Raw genomic sequence first — 15,874 nt, 5'->3', positions numbered from 1 at the left:
GTGGGCTTGGCCCGCGTTCAGGCGCTGGCCATTTCCTCGCCATCCGTCTCGCGGCGGAACGGTTGCGCGCTGCGCACCGCAACCACGGTCAGCCCGGACACGGGCTGACCCGCATCCATGCGCAGGGTGGCCCGGCTTATCTGCGGCGTGCCGAACCCCGCTTGATCCAGCAACCCTGTCACATACGCCGCCCCATGCGCATAGCGGCGCGATGGGCGCAGGCGCAAATCGCCTTCGTCTTCCGGCAATTCCTCAAGCGTGAAGGCCAGCATGCCGCCGGGATTCAGGCTGGCGGCTGCCCATCCCACGATCTGTTCCAATGCGCCCACATAGATGAACACATCGGCGGCCAGGATCAGGTCGAATGGCGGCTCGCCCAGCGCAAGCTGGGACAGATCGCGCTTGTCGAGGGCATCATAGACGCCCTTGGCCCCTGCCTGCACCAGCATCCCGGCTGAAATGTCGTAGCCAGCCAGCCAGCCGGCATGGGGCCTGATGGCCTGCCCCATCAGCCCGGTGCCGCAGCCCAAGTCCAGAACGCGGTCGAACCGGGTGCGCCCGGCGCGTAGCAGCGCCTCCAGGATCTGTGCCGGCCCCTGGTAGCCAAGCTGATCGACCAGCGAGGCTTCGAACCTGTCTGCATACTGATCGAACAGGGTTTCCACGAATGCGGCAGGCATTGATTCCGCCACGGGAACAGACCGCGCCAGATCAAGCCGCAGCCCCGCGCCAAGCCTGTCCTGGGGGTCGATCCGGATGACACGGCGCCAGCTTTCGCGCGCGCCCTCGGTCTCGCCCAGGGCGTCCTGCCATTCGGCCAGGCGAAACCACCCCGCCGCCCAGTCCGGCACGAGGGCCAGCGCCTGCTGCATCAGGTCGATCGCAGCCGGCAGGTCGCCCGAAGCGGCCAGCGCCTGCGCGTAATCCGCACGACGGTCGGCGATCAGATCGCCCGAGGAAAAAACGAATGCTGTCATCGGATGGCGGCGGCGAACCCCTGTCCCGGTGCCTGTCAGCCGGGGTCGCGCTGAGATGATCTTGCGCGATGTCGCCGTCAAGTGGGCAGATCGCCAAAATTGCAGGGGCATGCATGGGAAAGGCAGTTCGATGGGTCCCAGAAGCTGCCTGAAAAACTTATCTTTTCCTACCTTGCACATTTTTTGGGCGCATGGCACCCAAGGCGCGGCTTCGGGAGGGGAACCAGATGCGCCTTGGGCTTGTGCTGCTCTGTGCGGGCTATGTGCTCAGCCAGTTTTTTCGTGCCTTTCTGGCGGTTCTGGCACGCGTGCTGGAGCAGGATGTCGGCGCCGGACCCGAGGACCTGGCCTTTGCCTCGGGCCTTTGGTTTCTGACATTCGCGGCGGCGCAGATCCCGGTGGGGGCGGCGCTGGACCGGATCGGCCCCCGCCGCACGGCGGCGGTGATCCTGGCCCTCGGCGGTGGCGGCGGGGCTGCGTTTTTCGCCATGGCGACGACGCCCATGCATATCTGGATCGCGATGGGCCTGATCGGGATCGGCTGCTCGCCCGTGCTGATGGCGTCCTATTTCATCTTTGCACGGATGTATCCGGCTGCCATGTTCGCCACGCTGGGTGCGGTGATGATCGGCGTCGGATCGCTGGGCAACCTGGCCGGATCGGCGCCCCTCGCATGGGCCATCGGCGCCTTCGGTTGGCGCGAGACGATCTGGGGCCTTTCGGCGCTGTCCCTGATCCTTGCCGCCGGGATCTGGCTGACGGTGCAGGACCCGCCACGGATCATCAGCGAGACGAAGGGGTCTGTCCTCGATATCCTGAAGACGCCGGCGCTGTGGGTCCTGTTTCCGCTGCTTATGGTCAATTACGCGCCGGCCGCCGGTCTGCGCGGCCTGTGGATCGGACCCTACATGGCCGATGTGCATGGCGCGACCGAGGGGCTTGTCGGAACGGCCACCCTCGTGATGGGGGTCGCGATGATTGTCGGATCCTTCCTCTATGGTCCGCTGGACCGCATCCTGGGAACCCGGAAATGGGTGATTTTCGGAGGTAACGCCCTGTCTTGCGCGGCGCTGGCCTGTCTGGCCCTCTGGCCGCAACCCGGTTTCGTCACCGCCATCGTGCTGTTTGCCATGGTCGGCATCTTCGGCATGTCCTTTCCGCTGATCATGGCCCATTGCCGCAGTTTCGTGCCGCCGCACCTGGCCGGGCGGGGCATCACCCTGATGAACCTGATCAGCATCGGCGGTGTGGGCCTGATGCAGGTTGCCACCGGGCCGCTCTACCGTGCCGTGGCTGATCCCGCCGCCCCCGCGGCACAGCCCTATTCGGTGCTTTTCGGGTTTTTCGCCGGTCTTATCCTGGTCGGTCTGATCGTCTATGCCTTCAGCCGCGACCGGCTTGATTGAGCGTTGCCAAACCACCGGAAAAAGGCGAATTCGCTTTAATTCCGGGGAAAGCTGCGATATGAGCGCGGCGTTCTGAACAAAGGAGTTGTCCCAGATGGGCTACAAGGTTGCCGTCGTCGGTGCCACGGGGAACGTGGGCCGTGAAATGCTGAACATCCTGGCCGAGCGCCAGTTTCCCGTGGATGAGATCGTGGCCCTGGCCAGCCGTAAATCCCTGGGCACCGAAATCAGCTTTGGCGACACCACCCTGAAGACCAAGGATCTGGACACCTTCGATTTCACCGGTTGGGACATCGCCCTGTTCGCCGTGGGTTCGGAAGCCACCAAGATCTATGCGCCCAAGGCCGCCGCCGCGGGTTGCGTCGTGATCGACAACTCCTCGCTCTATCGCTACGACCCGGACGTGCCGTTGATCGTGCCCGAGGTGAACGCCGACGCGATCCATGGCTATTCCAAGAAGAACATCATCGCCAACCCCAACTGCTCGACCGCGCAGATGGTTGTCGCACTCAAGCCTCTGCACGACCGTGCGCGCATCAAGCGCGTTGTTGTCAGCACCTATCAATCCGTGTCGGGTGCGGGCAAGGAAGGCATTGACGAGCTTTGGGATCAGACCAAGAGCATCTACAACCCGACCGATGACAAGCCAGCGCGCAAGTTCACCAAGCAGATCGCCTTCAACGTGATTCCGCATATCGACGTCTTCCTCGAGGACGGATCGACCAAGGAAGAATGGAAGATGGTGGCCGAGACCAAGAAGATCCTCGATCCCAAGATCAAGGTCACGGCAACCTGTGTGCGCGTGCCCGTCTTCGTGGGTCATTCGGAAGCGATCAACATCGAGTTCGAGGATCACCTGGACGAAGCCGAAGCCCGCGACATCCTGCGCGAATCGCCCGGTATCATGGTCATCGACAAGCGCGAGAACGGCGGCTACGTGACCCCGATCGAATGCGTGGGCGATTACGCCACCTTCATCAGCCGCATCCGTCAGGACAGCACGATCGACAACGGCATCAACCTGTGGTGCGTGTCCGACAACCTGCGCAAGGGTGCCGCCCTGAACGCCGTCCAGATCGCCGAAGTGCTGGGTCAGCGGGTTCTTAAAAAGGGCTGATCAACCCGGTTTCAACCAGACGACCAGACGACAGTAGCCCCCCGGTGCAGCGACCCTGCGCCGGGGGTTTTCCGTTTTGTGGGACATGGCCCCGGTCTCAGAAACGTTCCGCCCGCAGCACATCGCAATCGGTGACGCAGACCACACCGATATGGCGCTCGACCACGCCGAAGGCCGCATCCAGCAGCACGTCCAGACGATCCGGGCGGATGATGCAGACGACCTGCACCATGCCCGCGCGGCCTACCTGTCCTTCGCGCGTCCAGTCGCCGGATCGGCCTGATCCGCCCAGCACGGGCAAGATCGTGTAACCGGTGACGCCCGCGCCCTGCAGCGCGCCGGTCAGGCGGTTCTGCATCACGGCTTCGATGGTGATCTCGACGCGTTTGGCCTTGTGGGTCTGCATGTCTCAGCCTCCGGTAAGGGCCACGGCGGCCGCCATGTAAAGCGGAATGCCAAGGGTCAGGTTGAACGGAAAGGTCACACCCAGCGACAGGGTCAGGTAGATCGAGGGGTTCGCCTCGGGCAGGGCCACGCGCATGGCCGCCGGCACCGCGATATAGCTGGCAGAGGCGCTGAGGACCGCCATCAGCGTGACACCCCCCGTGGACAGGCCCAGCAGCAGCCCCGCCGCCAGCCCGAAGCCTGCGCCGATCACGGGCATCATCACGCCGAAGGCCAGCGCGCCCGCACCCAGCACGTGCCGCCCACCGCGCAATCCGCGCCCCGCGACCAGCCCCATGTCCAGCAGGAAAAGGCACAGCACGCCCTTGAACGGGGCCACGATGAAACTGTTGATCTGCGCCAGCCCGGCAGGCCCGGTGATCCATCCGATCAGGAAGGACCCGATCAGCAGCACGATGGATCCATTCAACAGGATCTCGTGCCAGAGCCCGGCCTCCATCTTGCGCCCGCCCGCTCCGCGCGCCACCAGCCAGAGCGCGGACAGGATCGCTGGGGCTTCCATCGCGGCGGCGACGGCGACCATGTAGCCCTCATAGGCGATTCCGCGCCCCTCAAGCACCGAGGAGGCCGCAACGAAGGTCACGATCGAGATCGAGCCGTAATGCGCAGCTACCGCCGCCGCATCGGTGCGCGACATGTTCGACATTGCGCTGAGCAGCGCGAAGGCCACCAGCGGCAGGGCCGCCGACAGGACCACGCCCGCAAGCAGCGACAGGCCCAGCGTGGCATCGATCCCGTGCGAGGCGACAGCGACCCCGCCCTTGAAGCCGATGGCGAACAGAAGATAGATCGACATGCCCTTGGCCACCGCCTCGGGGACGGTCAGGTCGGATCGCGCCAGCGCAGCGAAAAGCCCCAGCGCGAAGCTGAGGACGATGGGCGAGATGAGGTTGGCGCCCGCCAGTGCAAGAATGCTGTCCATGTCCTGCGGTCTTCCCCTTTGACAAAGCACCCGGCCCTGACGGATCGCAAACCGTCAGACAGGTTGGAACTGGCCCTTGGCCGGGTCGAAATATTCCAGCGATCCCTCGCCGATGTCGGTCCAGAGGCCATGCACCGACAATCTGCCGCCCTGCACCTCTTCCGCGACGAGCGGGAAGGTCATCAGGTTGTCCAGCGACACCAGCACGGCCTGTTTTTCCAGCGCACTCAATTGCGCGACCGGATCGGCCATGTCCTTGACCTGCTCATAGCCGGGACGCAGGATGTCCATCCATCGACCGACAAAGCTGCTTTTCTCTTCCAGTTCGGGCGCATGCCCGGTGCACATGTCAAGGCAACCCTTGACCCCCCCGCAGGAGGAATGGCCCAGCACGATCAGATGCGCGACCTTGAGCACGCTCACCGCATATTCCACCGCAGCCGAGGTGCCATGTGCCTCGCCATCCGGCTCATATTTCGGGATCAGGTTGGCGATATTGCGATGGATGAAGAATTCGCCCTGATCGGCCCCGAAGATCGAGGTGACATGCACCCGGCTGTCGCAGCAGGAAATCACCATGGCCCGCGGGTGTTGCCCGACTTCCGCAAGGCGCCGGTACCAGGTCTGGTTTTCGGCATAGGAGGTGGCCTTCCACCCCTGGTACCGCTGGATCAGGTAGCCCGGCAAGGGTTTGGCGTGGTTCATCGCATGATCCCCGTTCTGGTTCCCGTATCGCGCAAGGCTTCGGAGGCGTCTGGGTGGCCCTCATAGAGCGTATTGTCCGACAATTCGAGAGAAAACAAGGCCCACGCGCAACCTTTTGGGAACCTCTCGATGCGCATGTCTCCGGGATGCCGTGGGGGCGTGAGATCAAGGGTGACGTCTTGAACAAGGTGACAATGCTGGTGCAGGACGAGGCCGTTCTGCTGGACCCCGATCGACTGGGGACACTTTACGCCCAACTGGGCAAGGCTGCGGCAGAAGACGTGATCTGCCGCGCGATGGAAGAGATGGCCGTGCGCCTGACCTGCGCAGAGCGGATGTATCGCGAGGATCAGATCGCGGGGCTGCGCAAGACGGTAAGGTGCCTTGCCGCGATTGCCGACCAGGTCGGCATGCATGGGTTGGCGCGTGTCGCGCGCGATGTTGCGCAATGTATCGACGGTTCCGATCTCAACGGGCTGGCGGCGACATTGGCGCGGCTGCTACGTGTCGGTGAGCGCTCCCTGACGGCGATCTGGGACCTGCAGGACCTGTCCGGCTGACCCGCGCCCCCTTGCGGTTGCAGGCAGGGCCGCTAGGGTGCGTTCAAGGCCACTTGCGGTGCTTGGATCGCAGCGCCGGGCCCTTGTCGTCACGCACCGCCCGAAAGGCCCGCCCATGTCCCTGACCTTCGCCCCCGCCACCCCAGAGACGCTTGCCCTGCATGTGATCGAGGCCCAGGCGCTTGACGGCTGGCTGGCGGATCAGCCCGCGCAGGTTGCGACGTGGGTGCGCGCCACGGGGTTTTCGGGCGCCTTGGGCAAGCACCTGCTGGTGCCGGGTGCCGATGGCATGCCCGCCCTTGTCCTGGCCGGGTACGGCACCGCCGCGCAACGCGCGCGCGGCCGCTTTCACCTGGGCGGCGTCGCGGCAAACCTGCCTGCGGGCAGCTATCGCATCGCGTCTGGTCTTCCCGTTGACCTGGCCGAGCAGGAGGCGCTGGGCTGGCTGCTGTCGGGCTATGCTTTTGACCGTTACCGCAGCCAGAACCGCAATCCCGCCCGGCTTGTCGCGCCCGAGGGTGTGGACGCGCCGCGCCTGGAAGTGATCGCGGCGGGCGAGGCCCTGACCCGCGACCTGATCAACACGCCCGCCAATGACATGGGGCCTGACGCGCTGGAAACCGCCTGCCTGGATCTGGCGGCGCGTCACGGGGCACAGGCACAGGTCATTCGCGGCGATGCGCTGCTGGAGCAGAATTTCCCTATGATCCACGCGGTCGGTCGCGCGGCGGCGCAGGAACCGCGCCTGATCGACCTGCGCTGGGGCGATGCCGGGCCGCGCCTGACGCTGGTGGGCAAGGGCGTGTGTTTCGACACCGGCGGTCTGAACATCAAGCCCTCCTCCTCCATGGGCCTGATGAAGAAAGACATGGGCGGTGCGGCAACTGTCCTGGGGCTGGCGCATATGATCATGGCGCTTGGCCTGAAGGTCCGGTTGCGCGCCCTGATCCCTGCGGTCGAGAATGCGATCAGCGCCTCTGCCATGCGGCCCGGTGACATCCTGCCGTCCCGCAAGGGGCTGACGGTCGAGATCAACAATACCGACGCCGAAGGCCGCCTTGTGCTGGGCGATGCGCTGGCGCTGGGCGCCGAGGAAAACCCAGATCTGATGGTGTCCATGGCCACGCTGACCGGGGCGGCGCGTGTTGCAGTGGGCCCGGATCTGTCCCCCTATTTCACCGATGATGGCAGCATCGCCGCCGCCCTTGACGCAGCTGGCGCAAGGGTTGCGGACCCGGTCTGGCGGCTGCCGTTCTGGACCCCCTACGAGGCCGATATCGAACCGGGCATCGCCGATCTGGACAATGCGCCCAAGTCGGGCTTTGCCGGGGCGATCACCGCGGCCCTGTTCCTGCGCCGCTTCGCGGGCGAGGATGCGCGCTATACCCATTTCGACATCTATGGCTGGCAGCCCAGCGCGGCCCCGGCACGCCCCAAGGGCGGTGTCGGCATGGGCGCGCGCGCCTTGCTCGAAGCACTGCCCGAGGTGCTGGGCCTGTGACACGGGATCGCCGCCTGACACCTTCCAATGGGCGTGTGGCCGCTCTGTCGCTCAAAGGGCAGGTCGAGGCTGCAAGCTTTGTCGAAGGCTGGTCGCGTCTGGTCGCGGTCCCGGTCGTGGCGCTGCGCGATGCGCCCGAAGGGCGGCGCGAGCGTGAATTGCTGCGCGGCGAGGCGGTAACCGTATTCGAGGAACGCGACGACTGGTGTTTCGTACAAGCCGCGCGTGATGGCTATGTCGGTTACTTGCCCGCTGCGGTGCTTCACGAAGGGCAGCCGCCCGATTTGCGGGTCTGCGTGCGTGCGACCCATGCCTATGAGTACGCGGATATCAAGTCTGCCGATCTTTTCGGCCTAAGTTTAGGCACCCGCTTGCGTCACCTGGGGCAGGCAGGGTGGTTCATCCTGACCGATGCGGGGCATGTCCCCGCCGTTCATCTGACCCCGATGGCCGTGATGGAGGACGACCCGGTCACCGTGGCGACCCTCCTGCTGGGCACGCCTTACCTCTGGGGCGGCAACAGCGCCTTCGGGATTGATTGCTCCGGTCTGGTCCAGGCGGCTTGCCTTGCCTGCGGGATCGACTGCCCCGGTGACAGCGATTTGCAGGCCGCAGGGCTTGGCGTGCCCGTGACCGACGGCAGCCCGCCACGCCGTGGCGATCTGCTGTTCTGGAAAGGGCATGTGGCCTGGGTATCGGGGCCCGACATGATCCTGCATGCCAATGCGCATCACATGGCCGTGGCCTTCGAGGGCCTGGCCGAGGCGGTGGCGCGGATCGAGGCGCAGGGCGGTGGGCCTGTGACGGATCATCGCCGTCTGGGCTGAGGCGGACCCGTTTTTTACCTCGGTATTTCTGGCAAGATGAAGAGGGCGCTCAGGCCCCGAGATCACGTTTCAGCCGTGCAAGGGCCACCAGCGCCGCGTCGCGGCGGCGGGCAAGGTCCTCGGTGCTTGCCCCTTCGGTCGCAGCCTCTATCCCGGCCACGAGGGTTTCGATCAGATCAGGCGAAAGATCAGGCGTGGTCTGATCGGCCCAGCGCGCGACCTGCGTGGGCCCCAGATGGTCGAGATAGTGGCGATAGCCCCCCGCGCCACCACCCAGATGATAGGTCAGATGCGGCCCCATGAAGGCCCAGCGCAGTCCGGGGCCATGGGCAATCGCGCGGTCCACATCCGCGACCGTGGCGACACCGTCGGCCACAAGGCTGACCGCCTCGCGGTAGAGGGCGGATGTCAGGCGGTTCGCCAGATGGCCCACACGTTCCTTTTGCACCACCACGGTCACGCGCCCGATGCTGTCATAGAAGCCGCGCGCCGTGTCGATACAGGCGGGGTCCGTGGCGCGGCCTGCCACAAGTTCCACCAGCGGCACCAGATGGGGCGGGTTCATCGGATGGGCGACAAGGATGCGGCCCGGATGGGTTGCGCCGTCCTGAATGTCGCTGGCCATGAGCGACGAGGTCGACGAGGCGATGATCCTATCAGGGGCAAACGTGGTTTCGATCTGCGCCACGATCTGGCGCTTGATCGCGATCCGGTCGGGGCCGCATTCCTGCACCATGTCGGCACCCATGCAGGCCGTGGCGATATCCCGCGTCACGTGCAGCCGGTCGAACGGCGGCGCGGCGGCGATCGCGTCAAGCTGTGCCAGATCGGCCCATGCATCGGTGATGAAAGGGGCAAGGCCGTCCAGCGCCGTTTGCGACGGATCGCAAACCGTGACCCGCAGCCCCTTGGACAGGAACAGCGCGGCCCAGCTGGCGCCGATCAGCCCCGCGCCGATGATGGCGACATGGCGGATCATGTTGTCTTCTGCGACTTCTGTGGCACCCGTCAGTCCACCGCCCGGATCAGCTTGCGTTCCAGCACGCGCAGCACCGCGCGCAGGTCGTGCCCGCGCTTGAGGACCTGCCCATCCATGCCGATCACGGCATAGAGGCCCTGCTTCGCCCTGAGCTTGGGCCGCTTTTCTATCCGGTAGATCGGGTTCTCCGCCGTGCGCCGGAAGATCGAAAAGACAGCGACTTCGCGCAGGTGGGAAATCCCGTAATCGCGCCATTCGCCCATGGCCACCATGCGCCCGTAAAGCGTCAGGATCTGCCCCAGTTCGAGCCGGTCAAAGGCGACCTGCTCGGGCGCCTGCGCGGTGACGATCGGGATGGGAGGTTGCACGCTCATGCAACCAGAGTTGCGCCGATGCCTGGCGAAATCAAGCCCTCTGCGGATCAGGCCGGGCGGAAACGTCGTGCAAGGCTGGCATCCGCCGGGGGCATGGCGGCGATTTCACCCTCGGCGCTGTCCAGCCAGGCCTCTGCGCCGGGGGTCAGATGATGGTAGACCGCCGCCACGCGGGCGCGCGGATCCTGCGCCGCAAGGTCTGCGGGCAGCACCTCGGCTGGCAGATCGGGGTAACGCAGCACGATGCGCCGCCAGCGATGGATCAGCAGGATGCGTGCCGCGGCATGGGTCAGCGGATCCGCCGCCAGCCCCGTGAGCCGGTCCATGTCGGCCATCAGGCGGCGCAGGGCGATGGCGTGTTCGTCGCTGATCAGTGTCTCGCGCATTCCGGGTGCCAGATCCGTGATGCGCCCGACAAGGCGAAACGCGGGAGGCGGGTTTTGCGCCGCGCAGGCTGGCGCCAGCCAGAGCCCGCCAAGGGCAAGCGCCGTCTGTGCCGTGCCCTCGGTTGACAGGGCCCATTCGGTCACGGGGGCTATACGCGGGGCCGCATAAATGCGGCTTGTCGCCTCGGAAAAACGGGCAAGGCCCGAAGGGCTGAGGCGGTAATGGCTGATGCGACCGGCGCGTTCGCTGTCCACCCAGCCATCACGGCCCAGCCGCGACAGGGCAGTGCGCAGCGCGCCCGGCTCTACCCCGATGCGGCCCAGAAGCCGACCCAGACGCGCGGTCGAGATCGCGCCGCCGCGATGCTGGACGCAATCCCCGAAGACGGTGATCACAAGCGACCATACCCGCAGGCGGGATTCGGTGTGCAGCGCTGCGATGACGTGATCAAGCGGGTCCATATCCGCCTGTTACACGCATTGCGCGCGCAACTGAACCTTTTGTGACAGGTGACACCGGCAGATGGATATTTGAAGCAAGAAGAAGCCCGGATCTGCCCTAGGGCCGGTCATAAGCCACCATTGTCAGAAGCTCGTATTGCGCGACCTGTTCGCCGTCCTTATTGGTCAGGGTCGCGTTCCAGGCCACCTCGCCATAACTGTCCGTGCGCCGTGTCTTGCGCTTGCAGGTCAGGGCCACGTGGATGCTGTCGCCGGGGCTGACCGGTTTCTGGAAGCTGAGAGCGTTCAGGCCGGTATTGGCCAGAACCGGACCGGGGTCGGGTTGCACGAACAGCCCCGCCGCAAAACTCAGCAGCAGGTAGCCATGCGCCACGCGACCCGGGAAGAAGGGGTTCGCGCGCGCGGCCTCCTCGTCCATATGGGCATAGAAGGTGTCGCCGGTGAAATGCGCGAAATGTTCGATATCCTCCAGCGTGACGGTACGCGGATCGGTGTGGATCGTCTCGCCGATGGCGATCTCGGTGAAGGTGCGCTGGAAAGGGTGGGCCGGGCCCGTGGTCTGCGCGCTGCCCTGCACCCATGTGCCTGTGATCGCGCTGAGCATGTCGGGGCTGCCCTGTATGGCGGTACGCTGCATGTAATGCATGACGCCGCGGATGCCGCCCAGTTCCTCGCCGCCGCCGGCGCGGCCGGGGCCACCGTGGATCATGTGCGGCAGCGGCGATCCGTGGCCTGTCGCCTCGGCCGCCGAGGTGGCGTTGTTAATGTAGATGCGCCCATGCCAGGCGGCGCTGTCCAGCACGACCTGGCGGGCAACGGCCGGATCTGCCGTGAACAGCGACGAGACCAGCGAGCCGCCGCCACGATTGGCCAGCGCCGCGGCATGGGCCGTGTCGCGGTAGGGCAGCAGCGTCGAGAGAGGGCCGAAAGCTTCGACCTCATGCACCAGCCGCGCGGCGTCGGGATCGGCACAGGACAACAGCATGGGCGGCAGGAAGGCCTGATCGGGATCGGCATCCACCAGTGTCATGCGTGCCGGATCGCCATGGATCAGCCGCGCCTCGGTCTGCAGCTGTGCCAGCCGCGCCAGCACATCGGCCTTCTGCGCATGCGAGGCCAACGCCCCCATCCGAACGCCTTCGGCCGCCGGATTGCCGATGGTGATGGCGCCCAGCTTGTCGGACAGCGCCTGCGCCACCTGATCCATCATGCCTGCAGGCACGATCAGGCGCCGCGTCGCGGTGCATTTCTGCCCTGCTTTCGTGGTGATCTCGGCCACCGCTTCCTTGATGAACAAGGCGAATTCGGCGCTGTCGGGTCCGGCATCCGGCCCCAGGATCGAGGCGTTCAGGCTGTCCTGTTCGGCCATGAAGCGGGTCGAATGCCGCATCAGGGCGGGATTGCTTCGCAGCATCAGCGCGGTATCGGCCGACCCGGTAAAGGCCACCACATCCTGCGCGCCCAGCCGGTCCAGCAGATCACCCGTCCGTCCGATCACCAGTTGCAGCGCACCTTCGGGCAGGATGCCGCTGTCGATGATCAGCCGCACACAGGCTTCGGTCAGATAGCAGGTCTGCGTCGCGGGTTTGACGATGGATGGCACCCCCGCCAGCAGGGCAGGGGCCAGTTTTTCCAGCATCCCCCAGACCGGAAAGTTGAACGCGTTGATCTGGACCGCCACCCCCTGCAAGGGAACGGCCACGTGCTGCCCCAGGAAGCTGCCCTTGCGGCTGAGCTGTTCCACGTCGCCGTCGACATAGACATGTCCATCGGGCATCTCGCGCCGCCCCTTCGAGGCGAAAAGCCCCATGGTCCCGATCCCGCCGTCGATATCGACCCAGCCATCGCGCCGCGTGGCCCCGGTCAGCGGGTTCAGCGCGTAAAGCTCTTCCTTGCGGGCATCCAGATACCCGGCCAGCGCCTTGATCATGCGGGCGCGGTCATGAAAGCCCATGGCGCGCAGGGCCGGGCCGCCCGTGCCGCGCGCATGATCCAGCATCGCCTGCATGTCCAACGCGGCGCCACCTGCCCGGGCGATCACCTTGCCCGTCACCGGCCCGATGATGTCCTGTGCCGCATCACCCGGCGCGATCCACTGACCGCAGGCATGGCTATGGGGTGTGAGCATCGGAAATCCTCCCTTGAGATCGCGCTGTCTGGCGCGCAGCATGGCGCAGGTTTCCGCTTAAAGCAATACTCTTGACCGCGCGGTCGGTTTTGTGCAGGTTACCGTCAATGTCACGGGGAGGAGAGACCATGACGCCTCAGGAACGCGCCGAACGCTCGGCGGCTGCGATGTGGTCCACGGATGTGGCGGCGCATGCGCTGGGCATGGCGCTGATCCGCGTCGCGCCGGGACAGGCCGAGATGACCATGACGGTGCGTCCCGAACACCTCAACGGGCATGGCATCTGCCACGGCGGCTATATCTTCACCCTCGCTGACACCGCTTTTGCCTATGCCTGCAACAGCCATAACACGCTGGTCGTGGCGCAGGAGAACACCATTACCTACCTCAGCCCCGGCAAGGCGGGTGAGGTGTTGACCGCCACGGCGCAAGAGATGCACCTGGCAGGCCGGTCCGGCGTCTATGACGTGGTCGTGACCGGTGAGGACGGGCGCAAGGTTGCCCTGTTCCGGGGCTTGTCGCGACAGATTTCCGGGACCCATTTCAAGGAGAACGACGCATGAGAGAGGCATATCTTTGCGAGGGGCTGCGCACCCCCATCGGACGATACGGCGGGGCGCTGTCCTCGGTTCGGCCCGATGACATGCTGGCCGGCGTGATCCGTGCCGTCATGGCGCAGTTTCCGGGCATGACCGTGGATGAATGCATCATGGGCTGTGCCAATCAGGCGGGCGAGGATAACCGCAACGTGGCCCGCATGGCGGTGCTGCTGGCGGGGCTGGGCGAGGGCGTGCCGGGTGTGACCGTGAACCGCCTCTGCGGATCGGGTCTGGATGCCGTGGGCCAAGCCGCGCGCGCCATCAAGACGGGCGAGGCCGAGGTGGTGCTGGCGGGCGGCGTCGAATCGATGTCCCGCGCGCCGCTGGTCATGCCCAAGGCCGACAGCGCCTTTTCGCGCCGGGCCGAGATCTATGACACCACCATCGGCTGGCGCTTCGTGAACTGCGCGATGCACAAGGCCTATGGCACCAATTCCATGCCCGAAACCGCCGAAAACGTGGCTGCCGATTTCGGGATCTCCCGCGCCGATCAGGACGCTTTCGCCCTGCGCTCGCAGATGCGGGCCATCGCCGCCATCGAAAGCGGGCGTCTGGCGCGTGAAATCGCACCCGTGACGATCCCGCAGCGCAAGGGCGATCCCGTCGTGGTTGCGCAGGACGAACACCCCCGCGCCACGACGATCGAGAAACTCGCAGCCCTGCCCACCCCCTTCCGCGAGGGCGGCAGCGTCACGGCGGGCAATGCTTCGGGCGTCAACGATGGTGCTGCGGCGCTGATCGTGGCCTCGGCCGATGCGGTGGCGAAATATGGCCTCACGCCCAAGGCGCGGATCGTGTCCATGGCCACCGTGGGCGTCGCCCCGCGCATCATGGGGATCGGGCCCGCGCCCGCGACACAGGCGCTGCTGGACCGTCATGGGCTGACGATCGGGGATGTCGATTTCGTCGAATTGAACGAGGCCTTCGCCGCCCAGGGCCTGGCCACGATGCGGCAACTGGGCCTGCCCGATGACGCGGATCACGTGAACCCCCATGGCGGGGCGATTGCGCTGGGCCATCCGCTTGGCATGTCCGGCGCGCGGCTGGCCCTGACGGCGGCGATCAACCTGTCGGATGCAAAGGCAAAGCGTGCGATCTGCACCATGTGCATCGGCGTGGGCCAGGGCATCGCCCTGATGCTGGAGGCCGTGTGATGGAAGACCTGTCCCCCAAGCCTGGCGATCTGGAACCGATCGAGACCGCCAGCCGCGACGAGATTGCCGCGCTGCAACTGGAACGGATGAAATGGTCGCTGCATCACGCCTATGACAACGTGCCCCATTACCGCGCCGCTTTCGATGCGGCGGGGGTGCACCCGGATGACCTCAAGTCCCTGTCGGATCTGGCGAAGTTTCCCTTCACCACCAAGGGCGATCTGCGCGCGAACTACCCCTTCGGGATGTTCGCCGTGCCACGCGAACAGGTGGTGCGCGTCCATGCTTCGTCGGGCACCACGGGGCAGCCCACGGTGGTGGGCTATACGCGGGGCGATCTGGACGTCTGGGGCACAGTCGTGGCGCGCAGCTTGCGCGCGGCGGGGCTGCGGCAGGGGCATATCCTGCACAATGCCTATGGCTATGGCCTGTTCACCGGGGGGCTGGGCGTGCATCTTGGGGCCGAGAAGCTGGGCCTGACGACCGTGCCCGTCTCGGGCGGCATGACCCCCCGCCAAGTCAGGCTGATCGAGGATTTCCGCGCCGACGGCATCACCGTCACCCCGTCCTACGCGCTGTCGATCCTGGACGAATACGCCAAGCAGGGGCTGGATCCGCGCAAATCGCCGCTCAAGGTCGGTATCTTCGGGGCCGAGCCATGGACCAACGCCATGCGCCGCGAGATCGAGGATGCCTTCGACATGCATGCGGTCGACATCTACGGCCTGTCCGAGGTGATCGGACCGGGTGTCGCCAATGAATGCGTGGAATCCAAGGATGGCCTGCATGTCTGGGAGGATCATTTCTACCCCGAGGTGATCAACCCCGACACCGGCGAGGTTCTGCCTGACGGCGAACTGGGCGAGCTGGTCTTCACCTCGCTTACCAAGGAAGCCTTCCCCATCATCCGTTACCGCACCCGCGATCTGACGCGGCTGATGCCCGGAACCGCGCGCAGCATGCGGCGGATGGAAAAGATCACGGGGCGCAGCGACGACATGATCATCCTGCGCGGCGTCAACGTCTTTCCGACCCAGATCGAGGAAGTGCTGATGCAGGTTCGCGACCTTGCCCCGCATTTCCAGATCGAGTTGCACCGCAAGGGCCGGATGGATGCCATGCGCGTGCTGTGCGAGGCCTGCGAGGGTGTCAGCCCCTCCGCGCGCGAGGCGGCAGCCAAGGACATGTCGCACCGGATCAAGCAGACCGTCGGCATCTCGGTCGAGATCCATGTCTTCGATCCGGGTGGCGTTGTCCGCAGCGAAGGCAAGGCCCAGCGCATCATCGACAACCGCCCCAAGGGTGATTGACA

16 protein-coding genes are annotated in these 15,874 nt (G+C 65.7%); 8 read left to right on the top strand and 8 right to left on the bottom strand.

What is annotated here, in order from left to right:
- Nucleotides 1-17 precede the first annotated feature (17 nt).
- On the bottom strand, nucleotides 18-977 hold the full coding sequence (locus ACMUJL_RS09710) for a methyltransferase (protein ID WP_375568663.1): 960 nt from the start codon (nucleotides 975-977) through the stop codon (nucleotides 18-20).
- A gap of 227 nt (nucleotides 978-1,204) precedes the next feature.
- On the opposite strand from ACMUJL_RS09710, the gene ACMUJL_RS09705 reads away from it, so the two are divergent.
- Nucleotides 1,205-2,383, top strand: coding sequence for an MFS transporter (locus tag ACMUJL_RS09705; RefSeq protein WP_068294062.1), 1,179 nt, complete (start codon nucleotides 1,205-1,207; stop codon nucleotides 2,381-2,383).
- 94 nt (nucleotides 2,384-2,477) lie between these two features.
- Entirely contained in the window at nucleotides 2,478-3,500 is a 1,023-nt protein-coding gene (locus ACMUJL_RS09700) for an aspartate-semialdehyde dehydrogenase (protein WP_068294059.1), read from the top strand.
- Between the two features lie 97 nt (nucleotides 3,501-3,597).
- Here ACMUJL_RS09700 and ACMUJL_RS09695 read toward each other — a convergent pair whose 3' ends face one another.
- The 3 genes from ACMUJL_RS09695 to ACMUJL_RS09685 are packed head-to-tail and all read right to left on the bottom strand — an operon-like array spanning nucleotide 3,598 to nucleotide 5,592.
- Nucleotides 3,598-3,906 carry a P-II family nitrogen regulator gene (locus ACMUJL_RS09695; protein WP_068294056.1) on the bottom strand — a complete coding sequence of 103 codons (309 nt, stop codon included), beginning with the start codon at nucleotides 3,904-3,906 and terminating at the stop codon, nucleotides 3,598-3,600.
- A gap of 3 nt (nucleotides 3,907-3,909) precedes the next feature.
- Nucleotides 3,910-4,887 carry a sodium-dependent bicarbonate transport family permease gene (locus ACMUJL_RS09690; RefSeq protein ID WP_375568667.1) on the bottom strand — a complete coding sequence of 326 codons (978 nt, stop codon included), beginning with the start codon at nucleotides 4,885-4,887 and terminating at the stop codon, nucleotides 3,910-3,912.
- Between the two features lie 54 nt (nucleotides 4,888-4,941).
- Nucleotides 4,942-5,592, bottom strand: coding sequence for a carbonic anhydrase (locus ACMUJL_RS09685; protein ID WP_068294049.1), 651 nt, complete (start codon nucleotides 5,590-5,592; stop codon nucleotides 4,942-4,944).
- A 194-nt stretch (nucleotides 5,593-5,786) separates the two neighbouring features.
- On the opposite strand from ACMUJL_RS09685, the gene ACMUJL_RS09680 reads away from it, so the two are divergent.
- The 3 genes from ACMUJL_RS09680 to ACMUJL_RS09670 all read left to right on the top strand — a co-directional run bounded on the left by ACMUJL_RS09680 (nucleotide 5,787) and on the right by ACMUJL_RS09670 (nucleotide 8,480).
- Nucleotides 5,787-6,152 carry a hypothetical protein gene (locus ACMUJL_RS09680; protein WP_375573954.1) on the top strand — a complete coding sequence of 122 codons (366 nt, stop codon included), beginning with the start codon at nucleotides 5,787-5,789 and terminating at the stop codon, nucleotides 6,150-6,152.
- A gap of 115 nt (nucleotides 6,153-6,267) precedes the next feature.
- The gene (locus ACMUJL_RS09675) at nucleotides 6,268-7,653 is read left to right on the top strand and encodes a leucyl aminopeptidase family protein (protein ID WP_375568669.1); all 1,386 of its coding nucleotides are present in this window, start codon (nucleotides 6,268-6,270) and stop codon (nucleotides 7,651-7,653) included.
- A complete protein-coding gene (locus tag ACMUJL_RS09670) occupies nucleotides 7,650-8,480 on the top strand; it encodes an NlpC/P60 family protein (protein WP_375568671.1) in 831 nt (276 codons plus the stop codon). Before ACMUJL_RS09675 ends, ACMUJL_RS09670 begins: the two co-directional genes overlap by 4 nt.
- A gap of 49 nt (nucleotides 8,481-8,529) precedes the next feature.
- On the opposite strand, the gene ACMUJL_RS09665 is transcribed toward ACMUJL_RS09670, so the two are convergent.
- The 4 genes from ACMUJL_RS09665 to paaZ all read right to left on the bottom strand — a co-directional run bounded on the left by ACMUJL_RS09665 (nucleotide 8,530) and on the right by paaZ (nucleotide 12,809).
- On the bottom strand, nucleotides 8,530-9,459 hold the full coding sequence (locus tag ACMUJL_RS09665) for a 3-hydroxyacyl-CoA dehydrogenase NAD-binding domain-containing protein (protein WP_068294037.1): 930 nt from the start codon (nucleotides 9,457-9,459) through the stop codon (nucleotides 8,530-8,532).
- A 29-nt stretch (nucleotides 9,460-9,488) separates the two neighbouring features.
- A complete protein-coding gene (locus tag ACMUJL_RS09660) occupies nucleotides 9,489-9,833 on the bottom strand; it encodes a DUF2794 domain-containing protein (RefSeq protein ID WP_068294034.1) in 345 nt (114 codons plus the stop codon).
- A 47-nt stretch (nucleotides 9,834-9,880) separates the two neighbouring features.
- The gene (locus ACMUJL_RS09655) at nucleotides 9,881-10,681 is read right to left on the bottom strand and encodes a PaaX family transcriptional regulator C-terminal domain-containing protein (protein ID WP_068294031.1); all 801 of its coding nucleotides are present in this window, start codon (nucleotides 10,679-10,681) and stop codon (nucleotides 9,881-9,883) included.
- Between the two features lie 97 nt (nucleotides 10,682-10,778).
- Nucleotides 10,779-12,809 (bottom strand): phenylacetic acid degradation bifunctional protein PaaZ, encoded by a 2,031-nt coding sequence (paaZ, locus tag ACMUJL_RS09650; protein WP_375568674.1) that lies wholly within the window; start codon nucleotides 12,807-12,809, stop codon nucleotides 10,779-10,781.
- 128 nt (nucleotides 12,810-12,937) lie between these two features.
- On the opposite strand from paaZ, the gene paaI reads away from it, so the two are divergent.
- From paaI to paaK, 3 genes are read left to right on the top strand one after another with little or no spacing between them, the layout of a single operon-like run.
- Nucleotides 12,938-13,372, top strand: a complete 435-nt coding sequence (paaI, locus tag ACMUJL_RS09645; RefSeq protein WP_068294028.1) for a hydroxyphenylacetyl-CoA thioesterase PaaI — start codon at nucleotides 12,938-12,940, stop codon at nucleotides 13,370-13,372.
- The gene (pcaF, locus tag ACMUJL_RS09640; protein ID WP_416914237.1) at nucleotides 13,369-14,562 is read left to right on the top strand and encodes a 3-oxoadipyl-CoA thiolase; all 1,194 of its coding nucleotides are present in this window, start codon (nucleotides 13,369-13,371) and stop codon (nucleotides 14,560-14,562) included. The genes paaI and pcaF overlap by 4 nt, the downstream gene beginning before the upstream one ends.
- Entirely contained in the window at nucleotides 14,562-15,872 is a 1,311-nt protein-coding gene (gene paaK / locus ACMUJL_RS09635; protein ID WP_375568679.1) for a phenylacetate--CoA ligase PaaK, read from the top strand. Before pcaF ends, paaK begins: the two co-directional genes overlap by 1 nt.
- Nucleotides 15,873-15,874: the final 2 nt, after the last annotated feature.

The sequence above is a fragment of the Seohaeicola sp. genome (genome assembly GCF_048006315.1).
In the GTDB taxonomy this organism is placed as follows: Bacteria; Pseudomonadota; Alphaproteobacteria; order Rhodobacterales; family Rhodobacteraceae; genus Seohaeicola.
This window is presented reverse-complemented; position numbering and strand designations above follow the sequence as displayed.

Excerpts from the sequence above, each read along its gene's own strand:
- ACMUJL_RS09710 (WP_375568663.1), bottom strand. The coding sequence starts at position 977 with ATGACAGCATTCGTTTTTTCCTCGGGCGATCTGATCGCCGACCGTCGT.
- ACMUJL_RS09705 (WP_068294062.1), top strand. The coding sequence starts at position 1,205 with ATGCGCCTTGGGCTTGTGCTGCTCTGTGCGGGCTATGTGCTCAGCCAG.
- ACMUJL_RS09700 (WP_068294059.1), top strand. The coding sequence starts at position 2,478 with ATGGGCTACAAGGTTGCCGTCGTCGGTGCCACGGGGAACGTGGGCCGT.
- ACMUJL_RS09695 (WP_068294056.1), bottom strand. The coding sequence starts at position 3,906 with ATGCAGACCCACAAGGCCAAACGCGTCGAGATCACCATCGAAGCCGTG.
- ACMUJL_RS09690 (WP_375568667.1), bottom strand. The coding sequence starts at position 4,887 with ATGGACAGCATTCTTGCACTGGCGGGCGCCAACCTCATCTCGCCCATC.
- ACMUJL_RS09685 (WP_068294049.1), bottom strand. The coding sequence starts at position 5,592 with ATGAACCACGCCAAACCCTTGCCGGGCTACCTGATCCAGCGGTACCAG.
- ACMUJL_RS09680 (WP_375573954.1), top strand. The coding sequence starts at position 5,787 with ATGCTGGTGCAGGACGAGGCCGTTCTGCTGGACCCCGATCGACTGGGG.
- ACMUJL_RS09675 (WP_375568669.1), top strand. The coding sequence starts at position 6,268 with ATGTCCCTGACCTTCGCCCCCGCCACCCCAGAGACGCTTGCCCTGCAT.
- ACMUJL_RS09665 (WP_068294037.1), bottom strand. The coding sequence starts at position 9,459 with ATGATCCGCCATGTCGCCATCATCGGCGCGGGGCTGATCGGCGCCAGC.
- ACMUJL_RS09660 (WP_068294034.1), bottom strand. The coding sequence starts at position 9,833 with ATGAGCGTGCAACCTCCCATCCCGATCGTCACCGCGCAGGCGCCCGAG.
- ACMUJL_RS09655 (WP_068294031.1), bottom strand. The coding sequence starts at position 10,681 with ATGGACCCGCTTGATCACGTCATCGCAGCGCTGCACACCGAATCCCGC.
- paaZ (WP_375568674.1), bottom strand. The coding sequence starts at position 12,809 with ATGCTCACACCCCATAGCCATGCCTGCGGTCAGTGGATCGCGCCGGGT.
- paaI (WP_068294028.1), top strand. The coding sequence starts at position 12,938 with ATGACGCCTCAGGAACGCGCCGAACGCTCGGCGGCTGCGATGTGGTCC.
- pcaF (WP_416914237.1), top strand. The coding sequence starts at position 13,369 with ATGAGAGAGGCATATCTTTGCGAGGGGCTGCGCACCCCCATCGGACGA.
- paaK (WP_375568679.1), top strand. The coding sequence starts at position 14,562 with ATGGAAGACCTGTCCCCCAAGCCTGGCGATCTGGAACCGATCGAGACC.